The organism is Brachybacterium vulturis (genome assembly GCF_002407185.1).
In the GTDB taxonomy this organism is placed as follows: Bacteria; Actinomycetota; Actinomycetes; order Actinomycetales; family Dermabacteraceae; genus Brachybacterium; species Brachybacterium vulturis.
The window spans coordinates 1,558,421-1,581,236 of record NZ_CP023563.1 but is presented as its reverse complement, the minus strand read 5'-3'; the positions used below and the strand labels follow the sequence as shown (position 1 = coordinate 1,581,236).

The following is a 22,816-nucleotide window of genomic DNA, read 5'->3' as shown; positions in this document are numbered from 1 at the left end:
CATCCACCACGCCCGGCCAGGAGGCGGAGCCCACCATGGGCAGCCCGCCGCCGCTCGGCTCCGGCTCGGTACCATGTGGGGGCCGGGCCCGTCCCGTCGGCCGCCCCGCGCGCCGGCCGTGCCCGCCCCGCAGCCCTCACCCGCCAGGACCGCATCCCGCGGCCGTCGTCCCTCAGGAGAGCACCCATGCCACGTGTCGTGGTCCACGTCATGCCCAAGCCGGAGATCCTCGACCCGCAGGGCAAGGCGGTCGCCGCCGCGCTCCCCCGCCTGGGCTTCGAGGGCATCGCCTCGGTGCGCCAGGGCAAGCGGTTCGAGCTCGAGGTCGAGGGCGAGGTCACCGAGCAGGTGCTCGCCTCCCTGCGCGAGGCCGCGGAGACCCTGCTGTCCAACCCCGTCATCGAGGACGTCGTCTCGATCGACGTCGAGGACGCGGCCGACGGGAAGGCACGGGCCTGATGCGCATCGGTGTGGTGACCTTCCCGGGCACGCTGGATGACCGGGACGCGCTGCGCGCCGTGCGGATCGCCGGCGGAGAACCGGTCGCGCTGTGGCACGGCGAGGACGACCTGCAGGGCGTCGAGGCCGTGGTGCTGCCCGGCGGCTTCTCCTACGGCGACTACCTGCGCGCCGGCGCCATCAGCAGTGTCGCCCCGGTGATGGAGAAGGTGGTCGACGCCGCCACGGGCGGGATGCCGGTGCTCGGCATCTGCAACGGCTTCCAGATCCTGTGCGAGACGCACCTGCTGCCCGGCGCGATGATCAAGAACGCCCATCGTGCGTTCCTCTGCCGTGACCAGCCCCTCACGGTGGAGAACCACCGCACCGCCTGGACCACCGGGTACGAGGCGGGTCAGGTGATCCGCATCCCGCTGAAGAACCAGGACGGCCAGTACGTCGCCGATGAGCGCACGCTCGCCGAGCTCGAGGGCGAGGGCCGGGTGGTGTTCCGCTACGCCGCCGGCGCCACGCACGGCCCCGCCGGTTTCGAGGCGAACCCCAACGGGTCGCGCCATGACATCGCCGGGATCACCAACGCCGCCGGCAACGTGGTGGGCCTGATGCCGCATCCGGAGCACGCGGTCGAGGCCGGTTTCGGCCCGGACCAGCCCGGCGAGGGCACCCGTTCCGGCACCGACGGCCTGGGGATGTTCACCTCGGTGCTGCGCAGCCTGGTCAGCTGACCCGCGGCGCACCCCGCGCCCTCGGCCGGCGAACGGTCGGGTCAGCGCACCGCGCTGAGCACGGTGAAGCGGCGGTCGCGGCCGCGCTGGCTCACCGCACCGACGCGGGCCTCGAGCTCATGGCGGTAGCGGAGGTGGGAGTTGTGGACGAACCACAGCTGCCCTCCCGGACGCAGCACGCGGGCCGCGGCGTCCAGCAGACCGTGCACGAGGGTCGCGTCCACGACGGTGCCGTCGTGGAAGGGCGGGTTCAGCAGCACCAGATCGGCGCTGCCGTCGGCCTCCTGCGACAGGGACTGGTCCCAGCTCACGCGGACCCCCTCGCGGGAGAGCCCCGACGCCTCGAGGGTGGCGCGGGTGGAGGCGACCGCCTCCGCATCGTCGTCGCTGCCCAGCACCTGCGCCTCGGGCAGGGCCGCGGCGAGGTGGGCGGTGAGCAGGCCGTTGCCGCTGCCGAGGTCCACGGCGTGCTCCGCGGCGACCTCGCCCCCGACGAGTGCCCGATCCAGCGCGTCCAGCAGCAGCAGACTGCCGGCGTCGGCCCGGGCACCGCCGAAGACCCCGCCGCTGCCTCGCAGCGCCAGGTCGAGCTGCTGCCCGTGCACGCTCACCGTCGCGGCACCGGTGGCGGGCGCCGGCGCCGGCGCGTCCGGACGGGGCCCGGAGGCGATCAGCGCCCGGGACTTGCCCACTCCCCGTGAGGCGCGGACCTCGGTGAACGAGCCGGCCAGCACCTCGTTCTGGGAGCGGGTCATGTGCTTGACGCGGCCGCCCGCGACGAGGGTGAGGTCCTCGCGCCCGCCCTGGCCGGCGAGGCGGGCGAGGCGGCGCGCGAGGTCCTCGAGCCCGGCGAGGGACGTGGGCAGGCGGGCGAGCACGAGGTGGGCGTCGGCCTCGGCGGCGAACTCCTCCAGCGGCAGCGGGTCCGCCCCGGCCACGAGCACCAGCCGGCCAGCGGCCACCGGGTCGGCGAAGCGCTTCGCGAGCGCGCTGGTCCCGGCGCGGGAGGCGTTCCAGGACCAGACCCGGGCCTCCGGCTGCTCGGCGAGCGAGTCGAGGGCGGCGGCGGTCAGCGCTCCGGTGCTGTCGGCCACGACGATCAGGTCGCGGGGACGGCCGGTGCCGGTCTCCTCGCCGGCGGCCTGCAGGATCACCCGTTCCGTCTGGTCGGGCGCGGTGCCGGCTTCGTCGGCGCTTCGCGGATCGGTGCTGCTCATATCGGTGCGGTTCATCTCTGCGCTGTTCATGTCGGTGCGGGTCACATCGTCCTTCGTCGGTGGTGCGTCGCGGGGGTCCGTCGACGATCGGGGTGGGGGTCAGAGGGTCATGCGGGAAGCCCGCGCCGGCCGCGGGAGCGCAGGCGGCCATGCGGCAGCGTCGGTGCCGGCAGGGCGTCCGGGGTCTCCGCGGCGAAGGGGCCGAACTGCTCGTCCTGCGCGTCGAGGCCCCCGCGCTCGAGTGCGATGTCCGCGATCGGCGCGTCCGCGAGGGAGAGCTCGAGCCCGATCTCCGCCTGGTAGCGGGCGCGGAACTGCTCGATCTCCTCATGGGTGCGGCCCACGAAGTTCCACCACATGATGATGTCCTCCCCCAGCGGCTCCCCGCCGAGCAGCATGGCCCGCAGGTCCTCGCCGGGCTCGGCGCGGATCGTCAGCTGCGTCGCGCCCTCGGGCAGCACCCTCAGCTCCCGGCTCGTGATCGTGGTCCCGCGCCCTCCGGCCTCACGCGGCGACCCCGCTGGCAGGTCCATGCTCGGCAGCTCCGCACGCAGCTGCGCGGCGCCGCGGTCGACGAGCAGTCCGTACTCGTGCTCGGGATCCAGATCGATGCGCAGGAGGCCGCCGGCCCGCAGATCGAGCTGGACCATGCTCAGCGCTGTATCGGTCCGCACCTCGCTGCGGTCCTCGAGCACGACGCCGTCCTCGCTGGTGGCCCGGAAGCCGCCCAGGCCCACGCGGGCGCGAGCTCCGGCGGTCCCGATCTCGGGCGGAGCGGAGACCTCGAAGCGCGGGTCGCGGAAGCGCGAACGGTCCGGCAGCGCATACCAGAGCTGGATGCCGTGCAGGATCGTGGTGTCGGCGACGGAGAACTCGGAGTGGGTGATGCCGGAGCCGGCCACCATGATGTCCACCTCACCGGGGCGGACCAGGGCGTGGCTGCCGATCGAGTCGCGGTGCGTGATCGCGCCCTCGAACAGCCAGGACACGGTCGCCAGGCCCGTATGCGGGTGGCGGGGCACCTGCATGCCGCCGGAGGCGGAGACGTCATCGGGACCGAAATGGTCCACGAAGCACCAGGCGCCGATGAGGGAGGTGCGCCGAGCCGGCAGCGTGCGGTGCACGCTCATGCCGCGGGGGCCGCCGAGCGGCACCTCCCGCGGCTCCAGCAGCACGAAATCCTCGACGGGGCTCATGGGACGAGTGTAGAGAGCCCGGCTCCGTCGACCCTGTGCCGGACCTCACCTCACCCCTACGCTGTGGCCATGTCCTCGCCGACCTCGCCCGCCGCACTGCTGACCCGCGCCGTCGACGACGGCATCGTGCCGGGAGGCGTGATCGCCCTCGGCCAGGACCCGGCACCGATCGCCGTCGGAGCGATGGCCGTGGGCGGCCCGCCGATGAGAGTCGAGGCGATCTTCCGCATCCAGTCGATGACGAAGCTGGTCACCGCCGTGGCGGCCCTGCGCCTGGTCGAGCAGGGCGCGCTCACCCTCGACGAGCCGGTGGCCACCTGGCTGCCGGAGCTGCGTGCCCCGCGGGTGCTCACCGCACCGGAGGCCCCGCTCACCGACACCGTCCCCGCGGAGCACCCGATCACGCTGCGCCACCTGCTGACGAACACGTCGGGCTGCGGGATGATCCTCGCCCGGTCACCGCTGCAGCGCGCGATGGCGGAGACGGCCACCGAGGCCGGACCCCTGCCGCCGACGCTCGGGGCCGATGCGTGGCTGGCGGCGCTCGCCTCCCTCCCCCTGGTCGGTCAGCCCGGGCAGGTCTGGCGCTACCACCATTCCTTCGGTCTGCTCGGGATCCTGCTGTCCCGGATCAGCGGCACCCGCACCGGAGAGCATCTCGAAAAGTCCCTGTTCACCCCTCTGGGCATGTCCGACACCGGGTACTTCGTGCCGCGGGACCGAGCGCACCGCCTGCCGGCCAGCTACGCGGACGAGGGCGGAGAGCTCGTAGGACGAGAACCCGCGGCCGGCGGACCCCACGTCGGCCCGCCGCCGTTCGACATGAGCCACGGCGAGCTGCTCTCGACCGCGCCCGACTACCTCCGCTTCCTGCGGACCCTCCGCGACGGCGAGCTGATCGGCAGGGAGCACCTGAGGATGCTGAGCAGCGATCAGGTGCCCGCGGACGCGAAGTCCCGCGAATCGTTCTTCCCGGGATTCTGGGAGCACACGGGCTGGGGCTTCGGGGTGTCCGTGGTCGCCGACGGACCGCACCGGGGCCGCTGGGGGTGGTCCGGCGGCGCCGGCACGGACTTCTTCGTCGACCCCGACGGCACGCTCGGCCTGCTGCTCACGCAGGTGGAGATCGGTCCCCGCCTCGCACCGCTGCTCGAGGGGTACGGCGATCTCACCGCCACGCAGGATCCGCTGCCTCCGCGCTGAGCCGCAGCGCTCCGACCCTCCGGCGGCCCTGCACCGCCGCGCCGCCCGGACGCATCGACCCTCGTCCCCTCCTCCCCCGACGCGACGCGGCGTGCGAGCATGGAACGGTGCGTGATGCACATCATCCCGGTGTCCGCTCCGCCGCGGTCCGGCGGAGACCGGATCCGGGGGCGCCCAGCGACCCCGAGGAGATCCTGATGTCCCGCTCGTCCCTCCGCACCACCGTCGCCGCCGCCCTGGGCGTCGCCGGCACGGCCGTGGGCGCTCTGGCCGCCCATGACCTGACGCAGAAGCGTCACACGATCCTGCGCATCTATCCGGTCATCGGCCACATGCGCTACCTGCTGGAGGGCCTGCGCCCGGAGCTGCAGCAGTACTTCATCGAACGCAACTGGGACGGCAGACCCTTCGATCGCGACATCCGCAGCATCGTCTACCAGCGCGCGAAGGGCATCCACGGCGAGCAGGCCTTCGGCACCGAGCGCGACGTCGACGCCGCCGGGTACGAGTACCTCGTCCACTCCATCCATCCGGCCCCCCAGCCGGAGTCCGTCCCGCGCGTGCAGATCGGTGGCCCGGACTGCGCCCGCCCGTACTCGATGGCGCTGCTGAACGTCTCGGCCATGAGCTTCGGCGCGCTGTCCGCCAACGCGGTGCGCGCCCTGAACCAGGGTGCGCAGAGGGGCGGGTTCGCCCAGGACACCGGCGAGGGATCGCTGACCCCGTATCACGAGGAGATGGGCGGAGATCTGATCTGGGAGCTGGGCACCGGCTACTTCGGTGCTCGCACCGAGGACGGCCGACTGGATGAGGACATCTTCCGGGACAAGGCCACCAAGGACCAGGTCAAGTGCATCTCCGTGAAGCTCAGCCAGGGTGCGAAGCCCGGTATCGGTGGAGTGCTGCCGGCGCCGAAGGTCTCGGCGGAGATCGCCGAGATCCGCGGTGTCCCCGCAGGCGAGAAGTGTGTCTCCCCCGCCTCGCACACCATGTTCGACACCCCGGTGGGGCTCATCGAGTTCCTCGTCCGGCTGCGGGAGCTCTCCGGTGGAAAACCCGTCGGCATCAAGCTCTGCGTGGGCAGCAAGGTGGAGGTGCTCTCCCTGTGCAAGGCGATGCTCGAGGTCGGGACCGCACCGGATTTCATCATCGTCGACGGCTCCGAGGGCGGCACCGGCGCGGCCCCGCTGGAGTTCGAGGACCACATGGGGATGCCGCTGACCCAGGGCCTGATGACGATGCACAACGCCCTGGTGGGGACCGGGCTGCGGGACCGCATCCGGCTGGGGGCCTCCGGGAAGGTCGCCGCCGGCAACGACATCGTCAAGCGGATCATCCAGGGGGCCGATTTCACCAACTCCGCCCGCGCGATGATGATGGCGATCGGCTGCATCCAGGCCCAGCGCTGCCACACCGGTCACTGCCCCACCGGGGTCACCACCCAGGACCCGTATCGTCAGCGCGGTCTCGTCGTCGAGGACAAGTCCGTCCGGGTGACGCAGTACCAGCAGGGGACGGTCGCCGAAGCCGTGAAGCTGATGGCGGCGATGGGGGTCTCCAGTCCCTCGGAGCTGCGTCCGTGGATGCTGCGGCGCAACCTCTCCCAGACGGCCAACGCCTCCTATGCGGAGCTGTACGAGTGGCTGGAGCCGGAGCAGCTGCTCACCGACCCGCCGGAGGACTGGGCCGCCGCCTGGGCCGCCGCCTCGGCGCAGTCGTTCCGCACCCACCACTGAGGCCCCGGGTCACCGAGGACCTCCCGCCGCGCTGACCCGCTCCCTCACTGCCAGGTCGCGGTCTCCGGGTCCACGCCGTGGGTCCGGGCGTTCTCCTCGATCACGCGCCGCAGCCAGGCGGCGAGCCCCTCGGCACGCTCGTCGTAGTGGGCGGCGAAGCGCGGATCCTCGGTGTACATCCGGGCGAGCACCACCTGCATCGACGGCGTGCAGTCGTAGTGACGGGCGATGGTGGCCCGATGCCGCTCGGCGAGCGCATTCGCCTCCTCGCCGCCCGGCGCGACGCCGCGGCCGAGGGCCTCGGCGAGCGCGGCCTCGACGGCATCGGTCTCGTCCTTGATCTCCTGCCACTGCGCGGCGCCCCAGTCCCGGGTGCGGGCCGCGGCCTGCGTCCAGGCGTCGGTGCCGCCCCAGCGCTCGCGCGCCTCGTCCTGGTAGGCGGGGTCCCAGTCGGTGCCGAAGATGCGGGCCTGCTCCTCGGGGCTGATCCCGATCGTGCTCTCGGTGCTGTCGCTCATGTCGGTCCTCTCGATCATCTCGTCGACGGCCAGTGCCGTCTTCTCGAGCCGGCGGATCCGCTCCTGGAGCAGGGCCCGCTGGCGCTGGAGGTGCTCGCGCGGGTCGACGGAGGGGTCATCGAGGATCCTTCCGATCTGCGCGAGCGCCAGACCGAGCTCGCGGTAGACGAGGACCCGGTGGATCCGGGCCACGTCGTCGGCGTCGTACAGGCGGTACCCCGACCAGCTGCGCCCGCCGGGGCGCGCCAGGCCGATCGCATCCCAGTGGTGCAGGGTGCGGACGCTCACGCCGACCAGGTCGGCGACGCGCCCCACGGTGAGGTCCTCGTGCACTGTCGTCTCGGTCATGGGCACCACCGTCCTCCCTGACGTCGCGTGACGGTCAAGCGGGGTCATCGGGCCGTGTCATCGAGCTGAGCCACCAGCCGCGTCGGCGCCACCGTGCGGTAGGACTCCTCGATCAGCTCGGCGAGCTCCTGGGCATCGGTCCGCTCGTCCAGATCCACGCCGATCCAGCCGGAGGGGCCGAGGTACGCCGGAACGAAGCAGCGCGCCTCCTCCAGCAGGGCCGCGGTCTCGGCCGTTGGCAGGTGCAGCACCACGGCCCGGTCGTGCGCGTGCCAGTGCCCGTCGGTCCTCACCGAGCCGCCGTAGTAGCAATGGACCCTGGTGGTGAAGAAGGCCGGCCTGCCGTGGCTGATCTTCTCCTGCGCCCCGGGCAGGGCGAGCGCGATCGCACGCACCCGTTCGAGCAGCGGGTCGTCGTCATCGAACATCTGCGGATGCGCCATCCCCCGATCCTCCCGCAGCAGCGGCGACGGCGCCAGCGCCCGCGCGGCCCGCGGCGACCGTACGCTGGTGGCATGACTGTCCCCTTCCTGGTCGACTGCGACACCGGCATCGATGATGCGATCGCCTTGAGCTACCTCGCCGCGCATCCGCAGGCCGAGATCGCCGGCATCGTCTCCACCGGCGGCAACGTCGCGGTCACCGCCGTGCACCGCAACAACCTGGTCCTCGCCGAGCTGCTCGGCGTCGACGCGCCGATCGCCCGCGGCGCGGACCGGCCGCTGGTGCAGGAGCCGATGTTCGCCGACGACACCCACGGTCCGGGCGGTCTCGGCCATGCGGTGCTGCCCGAGTCCGCGCATCCGGGAGATCCGCGCACCGGCGCGCAGCTGTGGGTGGACCTCGCCCGCGCGCGTCCCGGCGAGCTGGTGGGCCTGGTGCTCGGCCCGCACACGAATCTCGCGCTGGCCCTGGAGATCGAGCCGGAGCTCCCGCACCTGCTGCGGCGTCTTCACTTCATGGGCGGCGCGATCAATCACCGGGGCAACACCGGGCCCACCAGCGAATGGAACATCGCCGTGGATCCCGAGGCCGCCCAGCGCGTGCTCTCCGCCTTCACCGGCGCCGCGCAGCGCCCGGTGATGGGCTCGCTCGAGGCGACCGAGACCGTCCGCTTCACCCAGGACACCCTGGACCGGGTCACGGAGCTCGCGACCGACGGCGGTCACCCGATCGCCCGGATCCTGGTGGAGGCGCTGCGCTTCTACTTCGAGTTCCACCAGGCCGACGGCTTCGGCTGGATGGCGCACGTCCACGACCCGCTGGTCACCGCCCACGCCGTCACCGGGGACTTCGCGTCCACCCGACCGCTCGCGGTGGACGTCGAGCTGGCCGGCACCCTGACCCGCGGGCAGACCGTGGGCGATGAGCTGGGCCGCTGGGGCCGTGCCCCGAACCTCGAGGTGCTCACCGAGGTGCGGCCCGACGAGTTCGTCGAGCACCTGCTGGAGACGCTGCGGGCCGGGCTGGGCCGGCTCAGCGATCCAGCGTGGTCACCTCGGCCGTGAAGCACCGGCGCGGGCCCTTGTCGCCGCGCCCGGCACGCCAGCCGAGGCAGCGGACCGCGCCCCCTCCCGGATCGTCCTCGTAGGCGACGAGCACGGTGCCGGGGATCGTCACCGGCGCGTCGAAGGACACGTCCCAGCGCAGCGGCCGCGAGAGGTCCGCGCGAGACTCCGTGAAGGCCCGCGAGGCGGTGTACATGCCGTGCGCGATCGCGCGGGGGAACCCGAAGGCCTTGGCGGAGACCGCCGAGAGGTGGATCGGGTTCACATCCCCGGAGACCGCGGCGTAGCGGCGGCCGGTGTCACCACCCAGCGTCCAGCGGCCCGTGGGGCGGGGCGGCTCGAAGTCCCGGCGATCGGAGGAGGTCCCGGCGGCCGACGGGGCGGTGCCGGACGGCTCCCCGGCCGAGGGCGCGTCGCCGCGCACCAGATAGGTGGAGACGTCGGTGGCGATGATCACTCCGTTCTCGCCGAGGATGGTCGAGACGGCCTCGAAGGTGCGGCCCTTGCGATGCGGGCGCAGGTCCCGCACCCGGCACTCGACGTCGACCAGTTCGCCCACCTGCACCGGCCGGTGCTGGAGCACCTGGTTGCGCAGGTGCACCAGCCCCAGCAGTGCGAAGGGGAAGTCCCGACGGGCCATCAGCGCGAGCGAGAGGGGGAAGGCGAGCACGTGGAGTACCCCGGGATGGACCAGGTCGGTGGCCGGCCCGCCCATCAGGTGGTCGAAGTCGCGGGCGCGCTCGGCATCGATCCGCACCGCGCGCACCCGATAGGCGAGCTGCGGGAGCTCCGGCTCCCCGCCGCTCCTGCCGCCGCCGCGCCTGCCTCGACCGGAGCGGGGATCCAGCGCCGCGGCGTAGATCGTCGGGAAGGAGGGGAGGTCGGCGAGATCCTTGACCTCCTCCGACGACGCGCCGGCGGGGGTCGTGCCCGGGGCGGTGCGGGACATGGCGCTCACTTCCCCACCATGTTCTGGCCGCACACGCGCAGCGTCTCGCCGCGGATCCCGCCCGCCTCGGCGGAGCACAGGAAGGCGATCGCCTCGGCCACGTCCACCGGCAGACCGCCCTGCTGGAGGGAGTTGAGCCGGCGCGCGACCTCGCGGGTCAGCGCCGGCATCCTCGCGGTCATCTCGGTCTCGATGAAACCGGGGGCGACGGCGTTGGCGGTGCCGTCGAGGGCCTCGAGCCGCGCGGCGAGCGCGCCGACGAGGGCGATCACCCCGGCCTTCGAGGTCGCGTAGTTCGTCTGCCCGCGGTTGCCGGCGATCCCGCTGGTGGAGGCCAGCGACACCACGCGCGGCTGCTCACCGAGCACGTCCCCGGCCTCGATCAGAGCCTCGGTGAGGGTGATCTGGCTGGTGAGGTTCACCGCCAGGACAGGATCCCAGCGGTCCGGGGTCATGTTGGCCAGCAGCTTGTCGCGGGTGATGCCGGCGTTGAGGACCACCACGTCCAGGGTCAGGTCCCGGTCGCGGAGGAAGGAGACCAGGCGCTCGCCGGCTCCCGTCGCGGTGACGTCCAGCTGGATCGGCACCGCGCGCAGCTCGTTGGCCAGGCGTGAGAGCTCCGTGCCGGCACCGGAGACGTCCAGCACCACGAGCTGGGCGCCGTCGGCCGCGAGCGTCCGCGCGATCGCCGCTCCGATGCCGCGGGCCGCCCCGGTGACCAGTGCGGTGCGGCCGGCCAGCGGCAGCGAGCGGTTCTCGGTCGCACTGCCGGCCTCGCCGGAGACGGTGAGGAGCTGTCCGGTGACGAAGGCGCTGCGGGCGGAGAGGAAGAAGCGCAGTGCCCCGATCACTGCCGGGGCGTCCAGCGCCACCCCGTCCTGGACCAGGACGCCGTTGGCCGTCGCGCCACCGCGCATCTCGTGGGCGAGGGAGCGCAGGAAGCCCTCGACGCCGCCGCGGGCGGCGGCTCGGGCGGGGTTCTGGTCCCCGGCGGGGCGGGAGATCGTGACCACCCTCGCGCCGGGGGCGAGGGAGCGCATCGCGCCGGCCAGCGGCAGCATGATCGGTCCGATCTCCGCCGGGGCGGAGATCTCGTCGAGCACCACGATCACGGAGCCGACGCGGCGGAGCTCCTCGAAGCGGCGGCGCACATCGGCACCCTCCTCCAGGAGCAGATGGGCGATCCGGTCCGCGCCGGCGGAGTCGCCGAGCACCACGACCGGCCCGAGCACCGGCTCGGGGCGGTCCGGGCGGCGCAGGAGCCGTGAGGGGCGGGGCAGGCCCAGCTGCTTGGCCAGGGCCCCGCCGGGGGCGGAGCGGATGAAGCGGGTATAGGCATCGGTCATGAGGACCTCCGGGTCGAGAGTGCGGTCGCGGGCGGCGGTGGTGCGGGTGCCGCGTCAGTCGGTGACGGACTCGAGCAGCACGACGGTGCCCTGCCCGGCGGCCGCGCACACCGAGAGCAGGCCGCGCTGGACGATCCCGGTCTCCTTCGCCCGCTCATGCAGGAGCTTGGCCAGGGTCGCGACCAGGCGCCCGCCGGTGGCGGCGAAGGGGTGGCCGGCCGCGAGGGAGGAGCCGGCGACGTTGAGCTTGGAGCGGTCGATGCTGCCGAGCGCTCCGCCGCGGCCCAGGCGCTCACGGCAGAACTCCTCGGACTCCCAGGCCTTCAGGGTGGCCAGCACCGTGGAGGCGAACGCCTCATGGAGCTCGTAGAAGTCCAGATCCTGCAGGGCCAGGTCGTTGGCGTCCAGCAGTTCGGGCACGGCATAGGCCGGGGCCATCAGCAGGCCCTCCTCGCCGTGCACGAAGTCCACCGCGGCGCTGCGCGCGTCGACCACGCGGGCGAGCGGGGTCAGGCCCTTCTCAGCGGCCCAGTCGGCGCTGCCCAGCAGCACCGAGGAGGCGCCGTCGGAGAGCGGGGTGGAGTTGCCGGCGGTCATGGTCGGCTCGGCGACCTGCGGCGACCTCGTGCCGAAGACGGGCCTGAGCGAGCCGAGCTTCTCCAGCGTGGAGTCGGGGCGCAGGTTCTGGTCCCGGGCGAGGCCGCGGTAGCCGGTGACCAGGTCGTCGAAGAAGCCGGCGTCGTAGGCGGCGGCGAGCTTCTGGTGCGAGGCGAGGGCGAGCTCGTCCTGGGCCTCGCGGGTGATGCCCCACTGGGCGGTGGTCTGCGCCTGGTGCTCGCCCATGGACAGACCGGTGCGGGGCTCGCCGTTGCGGGGCGGGACCGGGGCGAGGTCGGCGGGCCTGAGCGTGCTGAACGCCGTGATCCGCTGCCTCGCGGTCTTCGCGGCGAAGGCGCGGTGCAGGATCCGGCGCAGCCGCGGGGTGACCTCGATCGGGGAGTCCGAGGCGGAGTCCACGCCGCAGGCGATGCCGGAGTCGATCTGGCCGAGCTGGATCCGGTTGGAGACGTGGATCAGGGTCTCGAGGCTGGTGGCGCAGGCCTTGGACATGTCGATCGTGGGGGTGCGCGGGTCCAGCGGGGTGCCCAGTGCGCTCTCGCGGGTGAGGTTGAGGTCCCCGGCGAGCTTCAGCACGGCGCCGCCGGCGACCTCGCCGAGCTTCTCTCCCTGCAGGCCGAACCGGGCCACCAGACCCTCGAGGGTCGCGGTGAGCATGTCCTGGTTGGAGATGCCGGTGTAGGGGCCGCCCGAGCGGGCGAAGGGGATCCGGTTGCCGCCGAGGATCAGGGCGTCGCGCGGGAAGTCGGGATGGGTCACTGTGTGCACCTCTTCGTGGTCACTGCGGGTGATCGTGGTTCTGCGGGAGCGGAGCACCGCGGGATCGGGTGGGGGACGGATGTCGTCCCGCGAGAAGACTTTACATAGAACCGGGGGTACTTGATACCCTAGGTTCTGTGAATGCGACGACGCAAGCCCCCATGGACGGCCGATCGGCCCGCTGGGCCCGCCACCGGGAGGAGAGGCGGGCCGAGCTGCTCGACGTGGCCCGCCATCTCATCCATGAGAAGGGGCCCGAGGTGACGATGGAGGACATCGCCGCGGCCTCCGGCACCTCGAAGTCCATCGTCTACCGGTACTTCGAGGACAAGGCGCACCTCCAGCGGACGCTGGGCCGCAGCATCCTGTCCACGATGCACGCCAAGCTGCTGGAGGAGATGCGCGCGCTGGAGGCCGACGTCGGCCGTGAGGCAGGAGCCGACGAACGCATCCACGCGATGATCCGCGCCTACGTCGAGACCGCGCAGCGCTCCCCCGGCGTGTACCGCTTCGTCACCCGGCCCAGCGACGGGCTGAACCACTTCCTGTCCGCTGTGTCGCGCCTGGTGGCGACGTTCCTGCCGGCCGACATCCCCGCTCCGCAGGTCTGGGCCCATGGCGCCGTGGGCTTCGTCGAGCGGGCGGTCGACACCTGGATGACCACCCAGGAGACGGCCGCTCGGACGGCCGACGAGCCCGGGCCCGCCGAGGTGGGGGACACCGATCCCGCCACCGCTCTCCCCCGCTCCGCCCCTGAGGCCCACCCCACTCCGCTCACCGCTGATCAGCTGGTCACCCATCTGGTCACCTGGCTCATGAAGGGACTGCACGCATGACCACCGATTCCCGCACCGCCACCACCCCGGCGGCGGACCTCACCGACGAGTCCGCCACCGCCGATCCCACCGGCCCCATCCCGGTCCTGCCCGGCGGGGCCCCCCGCCTCGACGTCGCCCAGGTCTCCGAGGCGCTGCTGGGGCGGTGGGCCGAGGCCCGCCTGGCGGCCCGCGAGCGCGCGGCCCGTCCCGAGCTGCACCGACCGCTGGACGCCAGCGTCGCCGAGCACCGCGAGCGCGTCTTCCAGCAGCTGCAGATCCTGGTCGACGACGACGTCTCGCACCCGATGCTGCCCGAGCACCTCGGCGGCCCCAACGACAACGGCGCCAACGTCGCCGGCTTCGAGGAGCTGATCGTCGCCGACCCCTCCCTGCAGATCAAGGCCGGGGTGCAGTGGGGCCTGTACACCTCGGCGATCATCCAGCTGGGCAACGAGGAGCAGCAGCAGGCCTGGGTGCCGCCGGCGATGACCCTGCAGACCCCCGGTGCCTTCGCCATGACCGAGATCGGTCACGGCTCCGACGTGCAGTCGCTGGCGACCACCGCCACCTTCGACCCCACCGGCGGGGACGACGGGGAATGGGTGCTCCACACCCCGTTCCGCGCCGCCTGGAAGGACTTCCTGGGCAACGCCGCGATCCACGCGCGGGCCGCGACGCTGTTCGCGCGCCTGATCACGGGGGGCGTCGACCACGGGGTCCACTGCTTCTACGTGCCGGTGCGTGATGCCGAGGGCGAGCTGCTGCCGGGCGTCTCCAGCGAGGACGACGGCGAGAAGGGCGGGCTCAACGGCATCGACAACGGTCGCCTGGCCTTCGATCATGTGCGCATCCCCCGCACGAACCTGCTGAACCGCTACGGCGATGTGGCACCCGACGGCACCTACACCTCCCCCATCGAGTCCCCGGGACGGCGCTTCTTCACCATGCTCGGCACCCTCGTGCAGGGCCGCGTCTCCCTGGACGGCTCGGCGATCCGGGCCAGCGAGCTCGCCCTGCACATCGCGATCACCTACGCGACCCAGCGCCGCCAGTTCAGCGCCGCCGATCCCACGCAGGAGACGGTGCTGATGGACTACCAGGCCCATCTGCACCGCCTGCTGCCCAAGCTCGCCGCCACCTATGCCGGCGCCTTCGCGCACGAGCAGCTGCTGCAGGCCTTCGACGACGTCTTCTCCGGCCGGGCGGAGGATCCCGAGTCCCGCGAGGATCTCGAGACCCTCGCCGCGACGCTCAAGCCCACCTCGACCCGCCTGGCGCTGGACACCATCCAGGAGTGCCGGGAGGCCTGCGGCGGCGCCGGCTTCATGGCCGAGAACCAGCTGGTGGGTCTGCATCAGGATCTGGACGTGTACGCCACCTTCGAGGGCGACAACACCGTCCTGCTGCAGCTGGTCGCCAAGCGCCTGCTCTCGGACTACACCGATGAGCTGAAGAGCGTGGACCGGGCCGGGATCGGGCGCTTCATCGCCCAGCGCGCCGAGGTGCTCGCCAAGCGCCACACCCCGTGGGCGCGCCTCGGCCAGAGCGTCAGCGACCGCGGCAACGCGCGCCGCGCCTTCGACTCGATGCGTCAGGCCGAGTTCCAGGAGGAGCTGCTCGCCGATCGTGCCCGGGTCAAGGTCGAGGAGGTCGCGCTGGCGCTGCGGGGAGCCGCGAAGATGAGCCCCGCCGATGCCGCCGCCGAGGTCAACAAGCATCAGGTGGAGATGCTCGATGCGGCCCGTGCCCATGCGGACCTGGTCCACTGGCGCGCCTTCACCAGAGGCATCGAGGCGCTCGAAGGACCCGGAGCCGAGGGCTCCCGCACCGTGCTCACCGACGTTCGTGATCTGTTCGGTCTCACCGCGATCAGCGGCGACCTGGCCTGGTTCCTGCTCAGCGGCATGATCTCCACCCAGCGCGGCCGGCAGATCGAGAGCGATCTGCGCCGTCTGCTGTGGCGGCTGCGCCCGCACGTGCTCGACCTGGTCGCAGCGTTCGACGTGCGCCCCGGCCACGTGCGCGCGCCCATCGCCCTGGGCGGCGAGCAGGAGCGGCAGGACGAGGCCGCCGCGTACTTCCGTGCCCAGCGGGCCAGCAACGACTCTCCGGTCAGTGAGAAGACGCTGCGCGATCGGGAGAAGAAGGCGCGCCGCGCGGCCGAGAAGCGAGACGGGAAGCGCTGAGGGGGCGGGTGCCGCCTTGGTCTCAGCAGACGCCCCGGGACGCCCGTGACCGCACCGCGCTCGTAGACTTGTGGGACCGCGCCGGGCCCCCTCGGCCCCACCGCTCCCCCAGCCCTCGTGATGAACGGATCCGAACCCGCGATGACCGCTGAGAACGCCCCCTCCACCCCGCACGACGGTGCCTCGCCGGACGCGGATGTCGACACGGTCGATCACGCCGCCGCCACCCCCGACCAGGCTCAGCCCTTCGCCGAGCTCGGGCTGAAGGCGGAGGAGTACCAGAACATCCGAGAGCTGCTGGGGCGTCGCCCCACCAACGCGGAGCTGGCCATGTACTCGGTGATGTGGTCGGAGCACTGCTCCTACAAGTCCTCCAAGAAGCACCTGAGCACCTTCGGCGAGCACACCACCGACACGATGCGCGAGAAGCTCCTGGTCGGTATGGGCGAGAACGCCGGCGTGGTCGACATCGGCGATGGCTGGGCGGTGACCTTCAAGGTCGAGTCCCACAACCACCCCTCGTACGTCGAGCCCTATCAGGGCGCGGCCACCGGCGTCGGCGGCATCGTGCGCGACATCATCTCGATGGGCGCCCGCCCCGTCGCCGTGATGGACCAGCTGCGCTTCGGTGCGATCGACCATCCCGACACCGCCCGGGTGGTCCACGGCGTGGTCTCCGGCGTGGGTGGCTACGGCAACTCCCTGGGCCTGCCGAACCTCGGCGGTGAGACCGTGTTCGATGCCGCCTACCAGACCAACCCCCTGGTCAACGCACTCGCCCTCGGCGTGCTGCGCCATGAGGACATCCACCTCGCCTCCGCCACCGGCGCCGGCAACCAGGTGGTCCTGTTCGGTGCCCGCACCGGCGGGGACGGCATCGGCGGGGCCTCCATCCTCGCCTCGGAGACCTTCGAGGAGGGCGGCCCGGTGAAGCGCCCGAGCGTGCAGGTGGGCGACCCCTTCATGGAGAAGGTGCTCATCGAGTGCTGCCTCGAGCTGTTCGCCGCCGGCACCGTCGAGGGCATCCAGGACCTCGGCGCCGCCGGCATCTCCTGCGCCACCAGCGAGCTGGCCGCCAATGGCGGCTCCGGCATGCACATCCACCTCGAGGAGGTGCTGCTGCGCGACCCCAGCCTGAACGCCGGCGAGATCCTGATGAGCGAGTCCCAGGAGCGCATGATGGCCGTGGTGAGCCCCGAGAAGCTCGGTCAGTTCCAGGCGATCGCCGCGAAGTGGGACGTGGAGGCCGCGGTGATCGGTGAGGTCACCGGCGACGGCCGGCTCACCATCGACCACCACGGCCACCGCATCGTCGACGTGGACCCCGCGACCGTCGCCGTCGACAGCCCCGTCTACGACCGCCCCTACGCGCGGCCCGAGTGGCAGGACGCGCTGCAGGCCGATGCCGCCGAGGCCCTCCCCCGCCCCGGCGCCGCCGAGGAGCTCGCCGCGACGCTGCGCACCCTGATCGCCTCCCCGGACCTCGCCTCCAAGGGCTGGGTCACCGACCAGTACGACCGCTACGTGGGCGGCAACACGGCGCTGGCGATGCCCGATGACGCCGGGGTGCTGCGGATCGACGAGAGCACCGGACGCGGCATCGCCCTGGCGACGGACGCCAACGGCCGGTACACGAAGCTCGACCCGCGTGCGGGTGCGCAGCTGGCGCTGTCGGAGGCCTACCGCAACGTCGCCACCTCCGGCGCGGTGCCGCTGGCGATCACCGACTGCCTGAACTTCGGCTCCCCCGAGGATCCGGGCCCCATGTGGCAGCTGGTCGAGGCCATCGGCGGTCTCGCCGAAGCCTGCGAGACCCTCGAGGTCCCGGTCACCGGCGGCAACGTCTCGCTGTACAACTCCACCGGCGAGCCCGGGCTCATCGACTCGGCGATCCACCCCACCCCGGTGGTCGGCGTGCTCGGCGTGTTCGAGGACGTCGCCCGACGAGTCCCCTCCGGCTGGCAGGGCGAGGGAGAGTCCGTGCTGCTCCTGGGCACCACCCGCGAGGAGCTCTCGGGCTCCGCCTGGGCCGATGTGGCCCACCAGCACCTGGGCGGGCTGCCTCCGCAGGTCGACCTCGAGGCCGAGCGCTCGCTGGCCCGCGTGCTGATCTCCTCGGCCGCGCAGGGCCTCGCCTCTGCGGCCCACGACCTCTCCGAGGGCGGCCTGGCCCAGGCGCTGGTCGAGTCCGTGGTCCGTTTCGGGTCCGGCGCCCAGGTCGATCCGGCGGGGCTCCTCGAGCGCGACGGCGTGGATCTGTTCACCGCGCTGTTCTCCGAGACGCAGGCCCGGGCCCTGGTCGCCGTCCCGGCGGCGCAGGAGGAGCAGCTCACGGCCCTCGCGGCCGAGCACGGCGTCCCGGTGCTGCGCCTGGGCACCACCGGCGGCGACGCCCTCGACCTCGCCGGCGTGGGCACGTTCACCGTCGGTGAGCTGCGAGAGCTGCGCGAGGGCACCCTGCCGCGCTACTTCGGCTGACGCCTCGCAGGCCGGGCGCCGAGGTGCCGCGGCGCGGGAGAGTTCAGCTCTCGCGCCGCGGCAGCGCCCGGCGCCCGACGCCCAGGGCTCGGCGCCCGGCACGGCGCACGAAGCTCTCGGTGCGGTCCGCGGTGTCCCGCCCGGCGCCGGCGGACGCGGTCCCGTCCAGCCGCTCGTGCAGCTGCGCGACCTCCGCGCGCAGCGCCCGCAGCTCCTCGAGCAGACGCTCTTCGCTGCGCGCGACATGGGTCTCGGTGTTCTGGGACAGGAACATCGGCAGCCCGATGCCGTGCTCCTGGACCCAGGGCCGGAAGTAGCGCTCCCGCAGCTCCGCGTCGTAGTGCCGGTGCCCCGCCGAGAGGGCATACATCGAGTTGCTGCTCGCTCCCACCGCGGAGGGACGCTGGCGCCATTGCGCGAGCGGACGGGGCAGGAACCCGACCGCGTATCGCTGCAGCAGCTGGAGATGGAAGGCGTAGTCGCCGACCACGGGGAGGGACTCGTCGTAGGACCCCACGTCGTCGTGGACCCGTCGGCGATGGAGCATCGAGATCGGCACGTGGCGATTGACCGCCAGATAGTCGACCAGCCGCACTCCCTCGAGCTCCGGCCAGGACGGGAACACCTCGTCCTCGACGAGGCCGGTGGGCGTCTCGTGCTCGTGCACGATCAGCGTGCGCACCACCACCGCCTCGTGCTCCGGATGCGCGGCCAGGTGGGCGAGGGTCTCCTGCAGGAAGGTGGCGTGCCAGGTGTCGTCGTCATCATGGATGACGACGGAGGGGGCCGTGGACTCCCGCAGGCCGTGATTGCTCGCGGCCTCCATGCCCACGGAGGTCTCGCGATGGATCACGCGCAGTCGGCCGTCGGCTTCGGCCGCGTGGCGGGAGGCGATCTCGTCGACCCCGTCCCGGTCCCCCGCGTCGTCGACGATCACCAGTTCCCAGTCCTGGCGGGTCTGGGCGAGGACGTCCTGGACGGCACGGTCGAGCATCGCGGGCCGATCCCGGGTGCGCATGATGATCGATGCCGAGGGATCCGCAGCGGACTCGACGGCGCGCGTCCAGGGCGCGAGCCGTGCCCGCAGCGCGGGATCCCAACGCTGCACGAGGTCCAGCCCGGCGCCGCGGGGGTCAGCGCCCGCCCCGGGAGCCGCGTCCCTCCCCGCGGCCGCCAGGGTCGCGGAGACACGATCCCACCAGGACTCCGCGGCGGCGAGCAGGTGCGGACGCGCGGACGCCAGCTGCGCGCTGTGCGCCTCATGCCCGGTGACCAGCGCGTCGACGACCGGGCCGACGAGCGCGGAGGGCCCCCCGGAGACCGGATCCCAGAGCGCCGCGGCGGGGACGGCGCTTCCGGCCAGACCGATGTTGGCCAGCGCGCCGTCCATGCGGGAGCGGCCATAGCGGTTCAGCGGGAGCGCCAGCACCGAGGCCCCGGCCGACGTGCCGAACACCACCGGGTGGAAGCGGGTGGTGAGCACCCATGCGGCCGCCGTGGTGCGGGCCGCGGCGACGGTGTCCTGCTCGATCGGCAGCACCCTCGCCGGGCACCGCAGGCGGGCGCCGACCTCCTGGTGCAGCAGCAGGTCGCCGCCGCCGTCGTCGGGGTCGGCCATGTGCGGCACCAGGTCGACCCGCGCGCCGGTGCGCTCCGCGATCTCCTCGATCACGGCGCAGGCGACCGCGACGTAGTCCTCGTGCGGCAGCGGATCCCCGTCACCGCCCAGGGTGACGCTGAGCAGCTCCCGGTCGAGGGTCGGCGGCTCCTCCCCCTCGGGCAGGCCCAGCCCGATCGCGTCGTCAAGGGTCTGCACCAGGCCCGGATGCGTCGGGCACAGCTGACGGGCGGTGCGCACGCTGTGCGCATCGCGCAGGCCCACCAGGGTGCACAGCTCCAGCAGCTCCCGCATGCTCTCGCGGTCCGCTGGGGTGAGCTCGGGACCGAGGCTCTGCCCGGAGAGCACCACGGGCTTCCCCAGTGCGCGAGCCACCAGCGCGGTGGCCAGGCGTTCGTCCAGCAGCCAGCCGTAGCGGGAGGTGAGGCTGCCACCTCCCCCGATCACCACGGCGTCGACCGCGCGCAGCTGCTCGATGATGGGGAACAGCTTGTCCTCGGCCGGCAGGGCGTCCCGGTCCCCGGCCAGCACCCGGCGGATCTCCGCAAGATAGCGGGCACGGTCCACGAGCGGCCAGGGGAAGGTCAGCGCCGGGATGCTCACCTGCGGAGCGAGTCCCCCCGGCCCGTACTTCTCGCGCCGGGACAGCGGCACCACCTCATGGCCCCGGGCGCGGAGCCTCCGGGCGCTCATCGTCGCGATGGCCTCGTCCCCGACGTGGTAGACGGTCTGATCGACATCGCACAGCAGGGCGACCTTCACCGGCATCTCCTTCTCGGCGGTCCGGCTGAGGATGAGCTCAGAGCCCGCGGTGCTTCATCCAACGGATCATGAACGCCGCCATCGCGTCGCGGGCGATCGGTGCCACCGGACGGAACGTGCCGTCCGGCCAGCCGGTGGTGATCCCCGCATCGGCGAGCCAGGTGATCTCCTTGGCGAACTGATGGTTGCGCGGGACGTCCGAGAACCGCGTGGAGGTCTTCGTGGAGGTCGCCCCGGACGCACGGTACAGGAAGGCCGCCACGGCACCTCGCTCCACCGGCGCCGTGGGTCGGAAGGTGCCGTCGGGCCAGCCGTTCGTGATGTGCCTGTGGCGCGCCCAGGTGATCTCCTTGTAGAACATGCGGCTGGGGGGCATGTCGCTGAAGGGCGAGGTCTTCGGCGGATCGAAGGCCGGTTTGCCGAGGGCCCGGTAGACGAAAGCGACCATCGCGTCGCGCTGGATCTCGGCGAGCGGACGGTAGGTGTGGTCCGGCCAGCCCCTGGTGATCTCCCGCCCGGCGAGCTTCTCGATCTCCGCGCGGTACATGAGGTCCGGCGGCACATCCAGGAAGGTCCCGTCGTGGAACACGGTGGAGCTGCCGGTACGCAGAGCACCACCGTGGTCGAACTTCTGCATCGTCTGGCCGTCGAGGCTGAACGCCGCCTTCTCGGGCCGTCCCCAGCCGGCTCGCCACTGCTTCCCGAAGGGGGTGGCATAGCCGTGGGCGCGCCCGTCCTCCTGGAGGACGAGGCCCTTGGTCAGCTGGGTCGCCGTGAAGCGGCCGGTGCGGTGCGCGCTGCGGACCACGGTGCCGAGCGCCGAGGCGCCACCCGCGCCCTCGAAGGCCCACAGGTGCTCCTTCCACCCGCCGTTGTGGAAGTCCTGCGCGTCGTCGCGGATGGCGCCGAAGCGGGCGTAGAGGCTGTCACCCGGGCAGGCCGTGTAGTTCACGTCCCGGTGACCCATCATGACCGGCAGCGTGATCCGGCGTCCGGCGGAGTACTTGTCGCTGCCGCCGGAGGTCCACCGGACGGTGGCATCGGTCCGGGTATGGAAGGTGCTCAGCAGCTTCCAGCCGACCAGCTGGGAGAGCGCGACCTGCGCCGCCCGGGGCGGGGCGGAGCTGCTGTAGTCGCCCATCACCGAGATGCCGAAGGACTCGGTGTTGAAACCGAGGGCATGGGCTCCGATGATGTTGCGGTGCAGACCGCCGCCACGGCCCTCGAAGACCTGGCCGTACCGGGAGACCAGCATGTTGTAGCCGATGTCCGCCCAGCCCAGCGTGACCGCGTGGTACCGCTGGATGCCGCGTACGATCTGTGCGGACTCCGCACGCGAATAGTTGTTGGACCCCGCCGTGTGGTGGACGACCACCGACTTGAGCTCATCCGCCGCCCGGGTGGACCGCACCCAGGACTCGTTGGCGCCCCAGGCGGCGCGCGAGGTGAACGAGGGCGCGCCCACCAGCGTGGGGGTGGCGGGGTTGACCGACCTCGCCGCGCTCATCATCCGCATCTGCCGGGGCTCGGTCTCCGCCGCCTCCGCGCCGGAGGCGGCGGTATCGGTCACCGGGGCGTCCGCGAGCGCCACCACCTGCGCGTCGGCCGGGGCGGGCGAGGTGGTCACGACATGCGCGACGAGCCGCTCGGTGACGTCGGCACCGTCGAGCAGTGCACGGATCTGCAGCGCGGAGACCGCACCGATCCATCCCGCTTCCGTGCCGGCGACGGCCTCTCCGGTCTCCGGGTCCTCGGTGGATTCCAGGAGCAGCCACGGGGTCCATTCACCCTCGAGGTCGAGCCCCCGGGCCTGCACCTCGGGCTCGTCCATATCGTCGGGCCAGGTCACGCCCACCATGGTGGCCGGCTGCTCCGCGAGCTCGCGGGTGGGGGCACCGTCGACCTCGCCCAGCGGGACCTCCGCGAGCGGCACGTCGACGATGCGGGTCTCACCATCGGTGACCGAGGGATCCGCGAGCGCCGGGGCGGCCCCGAACAGGGCAGCACCCGTCGGCACCGCGGCCGCGGTGGCGGCGAGCAGCGTGCGCCGGGTGAGGGATGCGGATGACGAGGCGTCGGTGGCAGGGGGAAGATGCCGCTGAGACATGAGGAGTTGCTCCGGGGGAAAAGGATGGGACGGGGCGCGGCCCGGAGCACTGTGCGGTGGCACGGCAGAGCGCCGGAGGGACACCCGCCCGCCACGCTAGTGCACCGCCGTCGCACCTGCTCGCCGCTCTTGGTCACGATTCGGCAAAGGGGGGAGATTTTTGTCGCTCCACCGGGTATAAGCGCATTTCGTCCGAAAGGTCCAGTTCCCTGGGATCCGGTCGTCTCGGCCGCTGCCCCGCACGACCGCGAGGGCGGGCCGCGGA

Annotated in this window: 17 protein-coding genes; 8 read left to right on the top strand and 9 right to left on the bottom strand. The window is 72.6% G+C overall.

Annotated features, from left to right (window positions below; translation table 11 throughout):
- The first annotated feature begins 186 nt into the window (after window positions 1–186).
- Window positions 187–459: a phosphoribosylformylglycinamidine synthase subunit PurS gene (purS, locus tag CFK38_RS07095; RefSeq protein ID WP_096802446.1), complete on the top strand. Its 273-nt coding sequence runs from the start codon at window positions 187–189 to the stop codon at window positions 457–459.
- The gene (gene purQ / locus CFK38_RS07090; protein ID WP_096802445.1) at window positions 459–1,184 is read left to right on the top strand and encodes a phosphoribosylformylglycinamidine synthase subunit PurQ; all 726 of its coding nucleotides are present in this window, start codon (window positions 459–461) and stop codon (window positions 1,182–1,184) included. Before purS ends, purQ begins: the two co-directional genes overlap by 1 nt.
- Before the next feature lie 41 nt (window positions 1,185–1,225).
- On the opposite strand, the gene CFK38_RS07085 is transcribed toward purQ, so the two are convergent.
- Both CFK38_RS07085 and CFK38_RS07080 read right to left on the bottom strand, forming a co-directional pair.
- Window positions 1,226–2,446 carry a class I SAM-dependent methyltransferase gene (locus CFK38_RS07085; RefSeq protein WP_245851254.1) on the bottom strand — a complete coding sequence of 407 codons (1,221 nt, stop codon included), beginning with the start codon at window positions 2,444–2,446 and terminating at the stop codon, window positions 1,226–1,228.
- A 62-nt stretch (window positions 2,447–2,508) separates the two neighbouring features.
- Window positions 2,509–3,597: a pirin family protein gene (locus CFK38_RS07080; RefSeq protein ID WP_096802444.1), complete on the bottom strand. Its 1,089-nt coding sequence runs from the start codon at window positions 3,595–3,597 to the stop codon at window positions 2,509–2,511.
- Window positions 3,598–3,666: 69 nt separating this feature from the next.
- Here CFK38_RS07080 and CFK38_RS07075 point away from each other — a divergent pair, with 69 nt between their 5' ends.
- Together CFK38_RS07075 and CFK38_RS07070 are read left to right on the top strand one after the other, a co-directional pair.
- Window positions 3,667–4,800, top strand: a complete 1,134-nt coding sequence (locus CFK38_RS07075; protein ID WP_096802443.1) for a serine hydrolase domain-containing protein — start codon at window positions 3,667–3,669, stop codon at window positions 4,798–4,800.
- A 197-nt stretch (window positions 4,801–4,997) separates the two neighbouring features.
- Window positions 4,998–6,536, top strand: a complete 1,539-nt coding sequence (locus tag CFK38_RS07070) for an FMN-binding glutamate synthase family protein (RefSeq protein WP_096802442.1) — start codon at window positions 4,998–5,000, stop codon at window positions 6,534–6,536.
- A 44-nt stretch (window positions 6,537–6,580) separates the two neighbouring features.
- Here CFK38_RS07070 and CFK38_RS07065 read toward each other — a convergent pair whose 3' ends face one another.
- The gene (locus CFK38_RS07065; protein WP_096802441.1) at window positions 6,581–7,402 is read right to left on the bottom strand and encodes a MerR family transcriptional regulator; all 822 of its coding nucleotides are present in this window, start codon (window positions 7,400–7,402) and stop codon (window positions 6,581–6,583) included.
- A gap of 44 nt (window positions 7,403–7,446) precedes the next feature.
- On the bottom strand, window positions 7,447–7,845 hold the full coding sequence (locus tag CFK38_RS07060; protein ID WP_096802440.1) for an MmcQ/YjbR family DNA-binding protein: 399 nt from the start codon (window positions 7,843–7,845) through the stop codon (window positions 7,447–7,449).
- Window positions 7,846–7,917: 72 nt separating this feature from the next.
- On the opposite strand from CFK38_RS07060, the gene CFK38_RS07055 reads away from it, so the two are divergent.
- Window positions 7,918–8,910, top strand: coding sequence for a nucleoside hydrolase (locus CFK38_RS07055; RefSeq protein WP_096802439.1), 993 nt, complete (start codon window positions 7,918–7,920; stop codon window positions 8,908–8,910).
- Here CFK38_RS07055 and CFK38_RS07050 read toward each other — a convergent pair.
- Genes CFK38_RS07050 through CFK38_RS07040 form a run of 3 tightly spaced genes read right to left on the bottom strand, consistent with a single transcriptional unit; the run spans window position 8,879 to window position 12,582 of the window.
- On the bottom strand, window positions 8,879–9,859 hold the full coding sequence (locus CFK38_RS07050; protein WP_096802438.1) for a MaoC/PaaZ C-terminal domain-containing protein: 981 nt from the start codon (window positions 9,857–9,859) through the stop codon (window positions 8,879–8,881). The genes CFK38_RS07055 and CFK38_RS07050 overlap by 32 nt on opposite strands.
- Window positions 9,860–9,864: 5 nt before the next feature.
- The gene (locus CFK38_RS07045) at window positions 9,865–11,205 is read right to left on the bottom strand and encodes a 3-oxoacyl-ACP reductase (protein WP_096802437.1); all 1,341 of its coding nucleotides are present in this window, start codon (window positions 11,203–11,205) and stop codon (window positions 9,865–9,867) included.
- A gap of 54 nt (window positions 11,206–11,259) precedes the next feature.
- Window positions 11,260–12,582 carry an acetyl-CoA C-acetyltransferase gene (locus CFK38_RS07040; protein WP_096802436.1) on the bottom strand — a complete coding sequence of 441 codons (1,323 nt, stop codon included), beginning with the start codon at window positions 12,580–12,582 and terminating at the stop codon, window positions 11,260–11,262.
- Window positions 12,583–12,743: 161 nt separating this feature from the next.
- Here CFK38_RS07040 and CFK38_RS07035 point away from each other — a divergent pair, with 161 nt between their 5' ends.
- The 3 genes from CFK38_RS07035 to purL all read left to right on the top strand — a co-directional run bounded on the left by CFK38_RS07035 (window position 12,744) and on the right by purL (window position 18,064).
- Window positions 12,744–13,418: a TetR/AcrR family transcriptional regulator gene (locus tag CFK38_RS07035; RefSeq protein ID WP_245851253.1), complete on the top strand. Its 675-nt coding sequence runs from the start codon at window positions 12,744–12,746 to the stop codon at window positions 13,416–13,418.
- Window positions 13,415–15,586 carry an acyl-CoA dehydrogenase family protein gene (locus CFK38_RS07030; protein WP_096802434.1) on the top strand — a complete coding sequence of 724 codons (2,172 nt, stop codon included), beginning with the start codon at window positions 13,415–13,417 and terminating at the stop codon, window positions 15,584–15,586. The genes CFK38_RS07035 and CFK38_RS07030 overlap by 4 nt, the downstream gene beginning before the upstream one ends.
- Before the next feature lie 141 nt (window positions 15,587–15,727).
- Complete coding sequence (purL, locus tag CFK38_RS07025) at window positions 15,728–18,064, top strand: phosphoribosylformylglycinamidine synthase subunit PurL (RefSeq protein WP_096802433.1); 2,337 nt, start codon at window positions 15,728–15,730, stop codon at window positions 18,062–18,064.
- A gap of 43 nt (window positions 18,065–18,107) precedes the next feature.
- On the opposite strand, the gene CFK38_RS07020 is transcribed toward purL, so the two are convergent.
- Together CFK38_RS07020 and CFK38_RS07015 are read right to left on the bottom strand one after the other, a co-directional pair.
- On the bottom strand, window positions 18,108–20,444 hold the full coding sequence (locus CFK38_RS07020; RefSeq protein ID WP_172895772.1) for a glycosyltransferase: 2,337 nt from the start codon (window positions 20,442–20,444) through the stop codon (window positions 18,108–18,110).
- Window positions 20,445–20,481: 37 nt separating this feature from the next.
- A complete protein-coding gene (locus tag CFK38_RS07015; protein WP_096802431.1) occupies window positions 20,482–22,551 on the bottom strand; it encodes an S-layer homology domain-containing protein in 2,070 nt (689 codons plus the stop codon).
- Window positions 22,552–22,816 lie beyond the last annotated feature (265 nt).

What these genes read in the sequence shown, in the direction of transcription:
- purS (WP_096802446.1), top strand. Translation starts at nt 187, where the DNA reads ATGCCACGTGTCGTGGTCCACGTCATGCCCAAGCCGGAGATCCTCGAC.
- purQ (WP_096802445.1), top strand. Translation starts at nt 459, where the DNA reads ATGCGCATCGGTGTGGTGACCTTCCCGGGCACGCTGGATGACCGGGAC.
- CFK38_RS07080 (WP_096802444.1), bottom strand. Translation starts at nt 3,597, where the DNA reads ATGAGCCCCGTCGAGGATTTCGTGCTGCTGGAGCCGCGGGAGGTGCCG.
- CFK38_RS07075 (WP_096802443.1), top strand. Translation starts at nt 3,667, where the DNA reads ATGTCCTCGCCGACCTCGCCCGCCGCACTGCTGACCCGCGCCGTCGAC.
- CFK38_RS07070 (WP_096802442.1), top strand. Translation starts at nt 4,998, where the DNA reads ATGTCCCGCTCGTCCCTCCGCACCACCGTCGCCGCCGCCCTGGGCGTC.
- CFK38_RS07065 (WP_096802441.1), bottom strand. Translation starts at nt 7,402, where the DNA reads ATGACCGAGACGACAGTGCACGAGGACCTCACCGTGGGGCGCGTCGCC.
- CFK38_RS07060 (WP_096802440.1), bottom strand. Translation starts at nt 7,845, where the DNA reads ATGGCGCATCCGCAGATGTTCGATGACGACGACCCGCTGCTCGAACGG.
- CFK38_RS07055 (WP_096802439.1), top strand. Translation starts at nt 7,918, where the DNA reads ATGACTGTCCCCTTCCTGGTCGACTGCGACACCGGCATCGATGATGCG.
- CFK38_RS07050 (WP_096802438.1), bottom strand. Translation starts at nt 9,859, where the DNA reads ATGTCCCGCACCGCCCCGGGCACGACCCCCGCCGGCGCGTCGTCGGAG.
- CFK38_RS07045 (WP_096802437.1), bottom strand. Translation starts at nt 11,205, where the DNA reads ATGACCGATGCCTATACCCGCTTCATCCGCTCCGCCCCCGGCGGGGCC.
- CFK38_RS07035 (WP_245851253.1), top strand. Translation starts at nt 12,744, where the DNA reads ATGGACGGCCGATCGGCCCGCTGGGCCCGCCACCGGGAGGAGAGGCGG.
- CFK38_RS07030 (WP_096802434.1), top strand. Translation starts at nt 13,415, where the DNA reads ATGACCACCGATTCCCGCACCGCCACCACCCCGGCGGCGGACCTCACC.
- purL (WP_096802433.1), top strand. Translation starts at nt 15,728, where the DNA reads ATGACCGCTGAGAACGCCCCCTCCACCCCGCACGACGGTGCCTCGCCG.
- CFK38_RS07015 (WP_096802431.1), bottom strand. Translation starts at nt 22,551, where the DNA reads ATGTCTCAGCGGCATCTTCCCCCTGCCACCGACGCCTCGTCATCCGCA.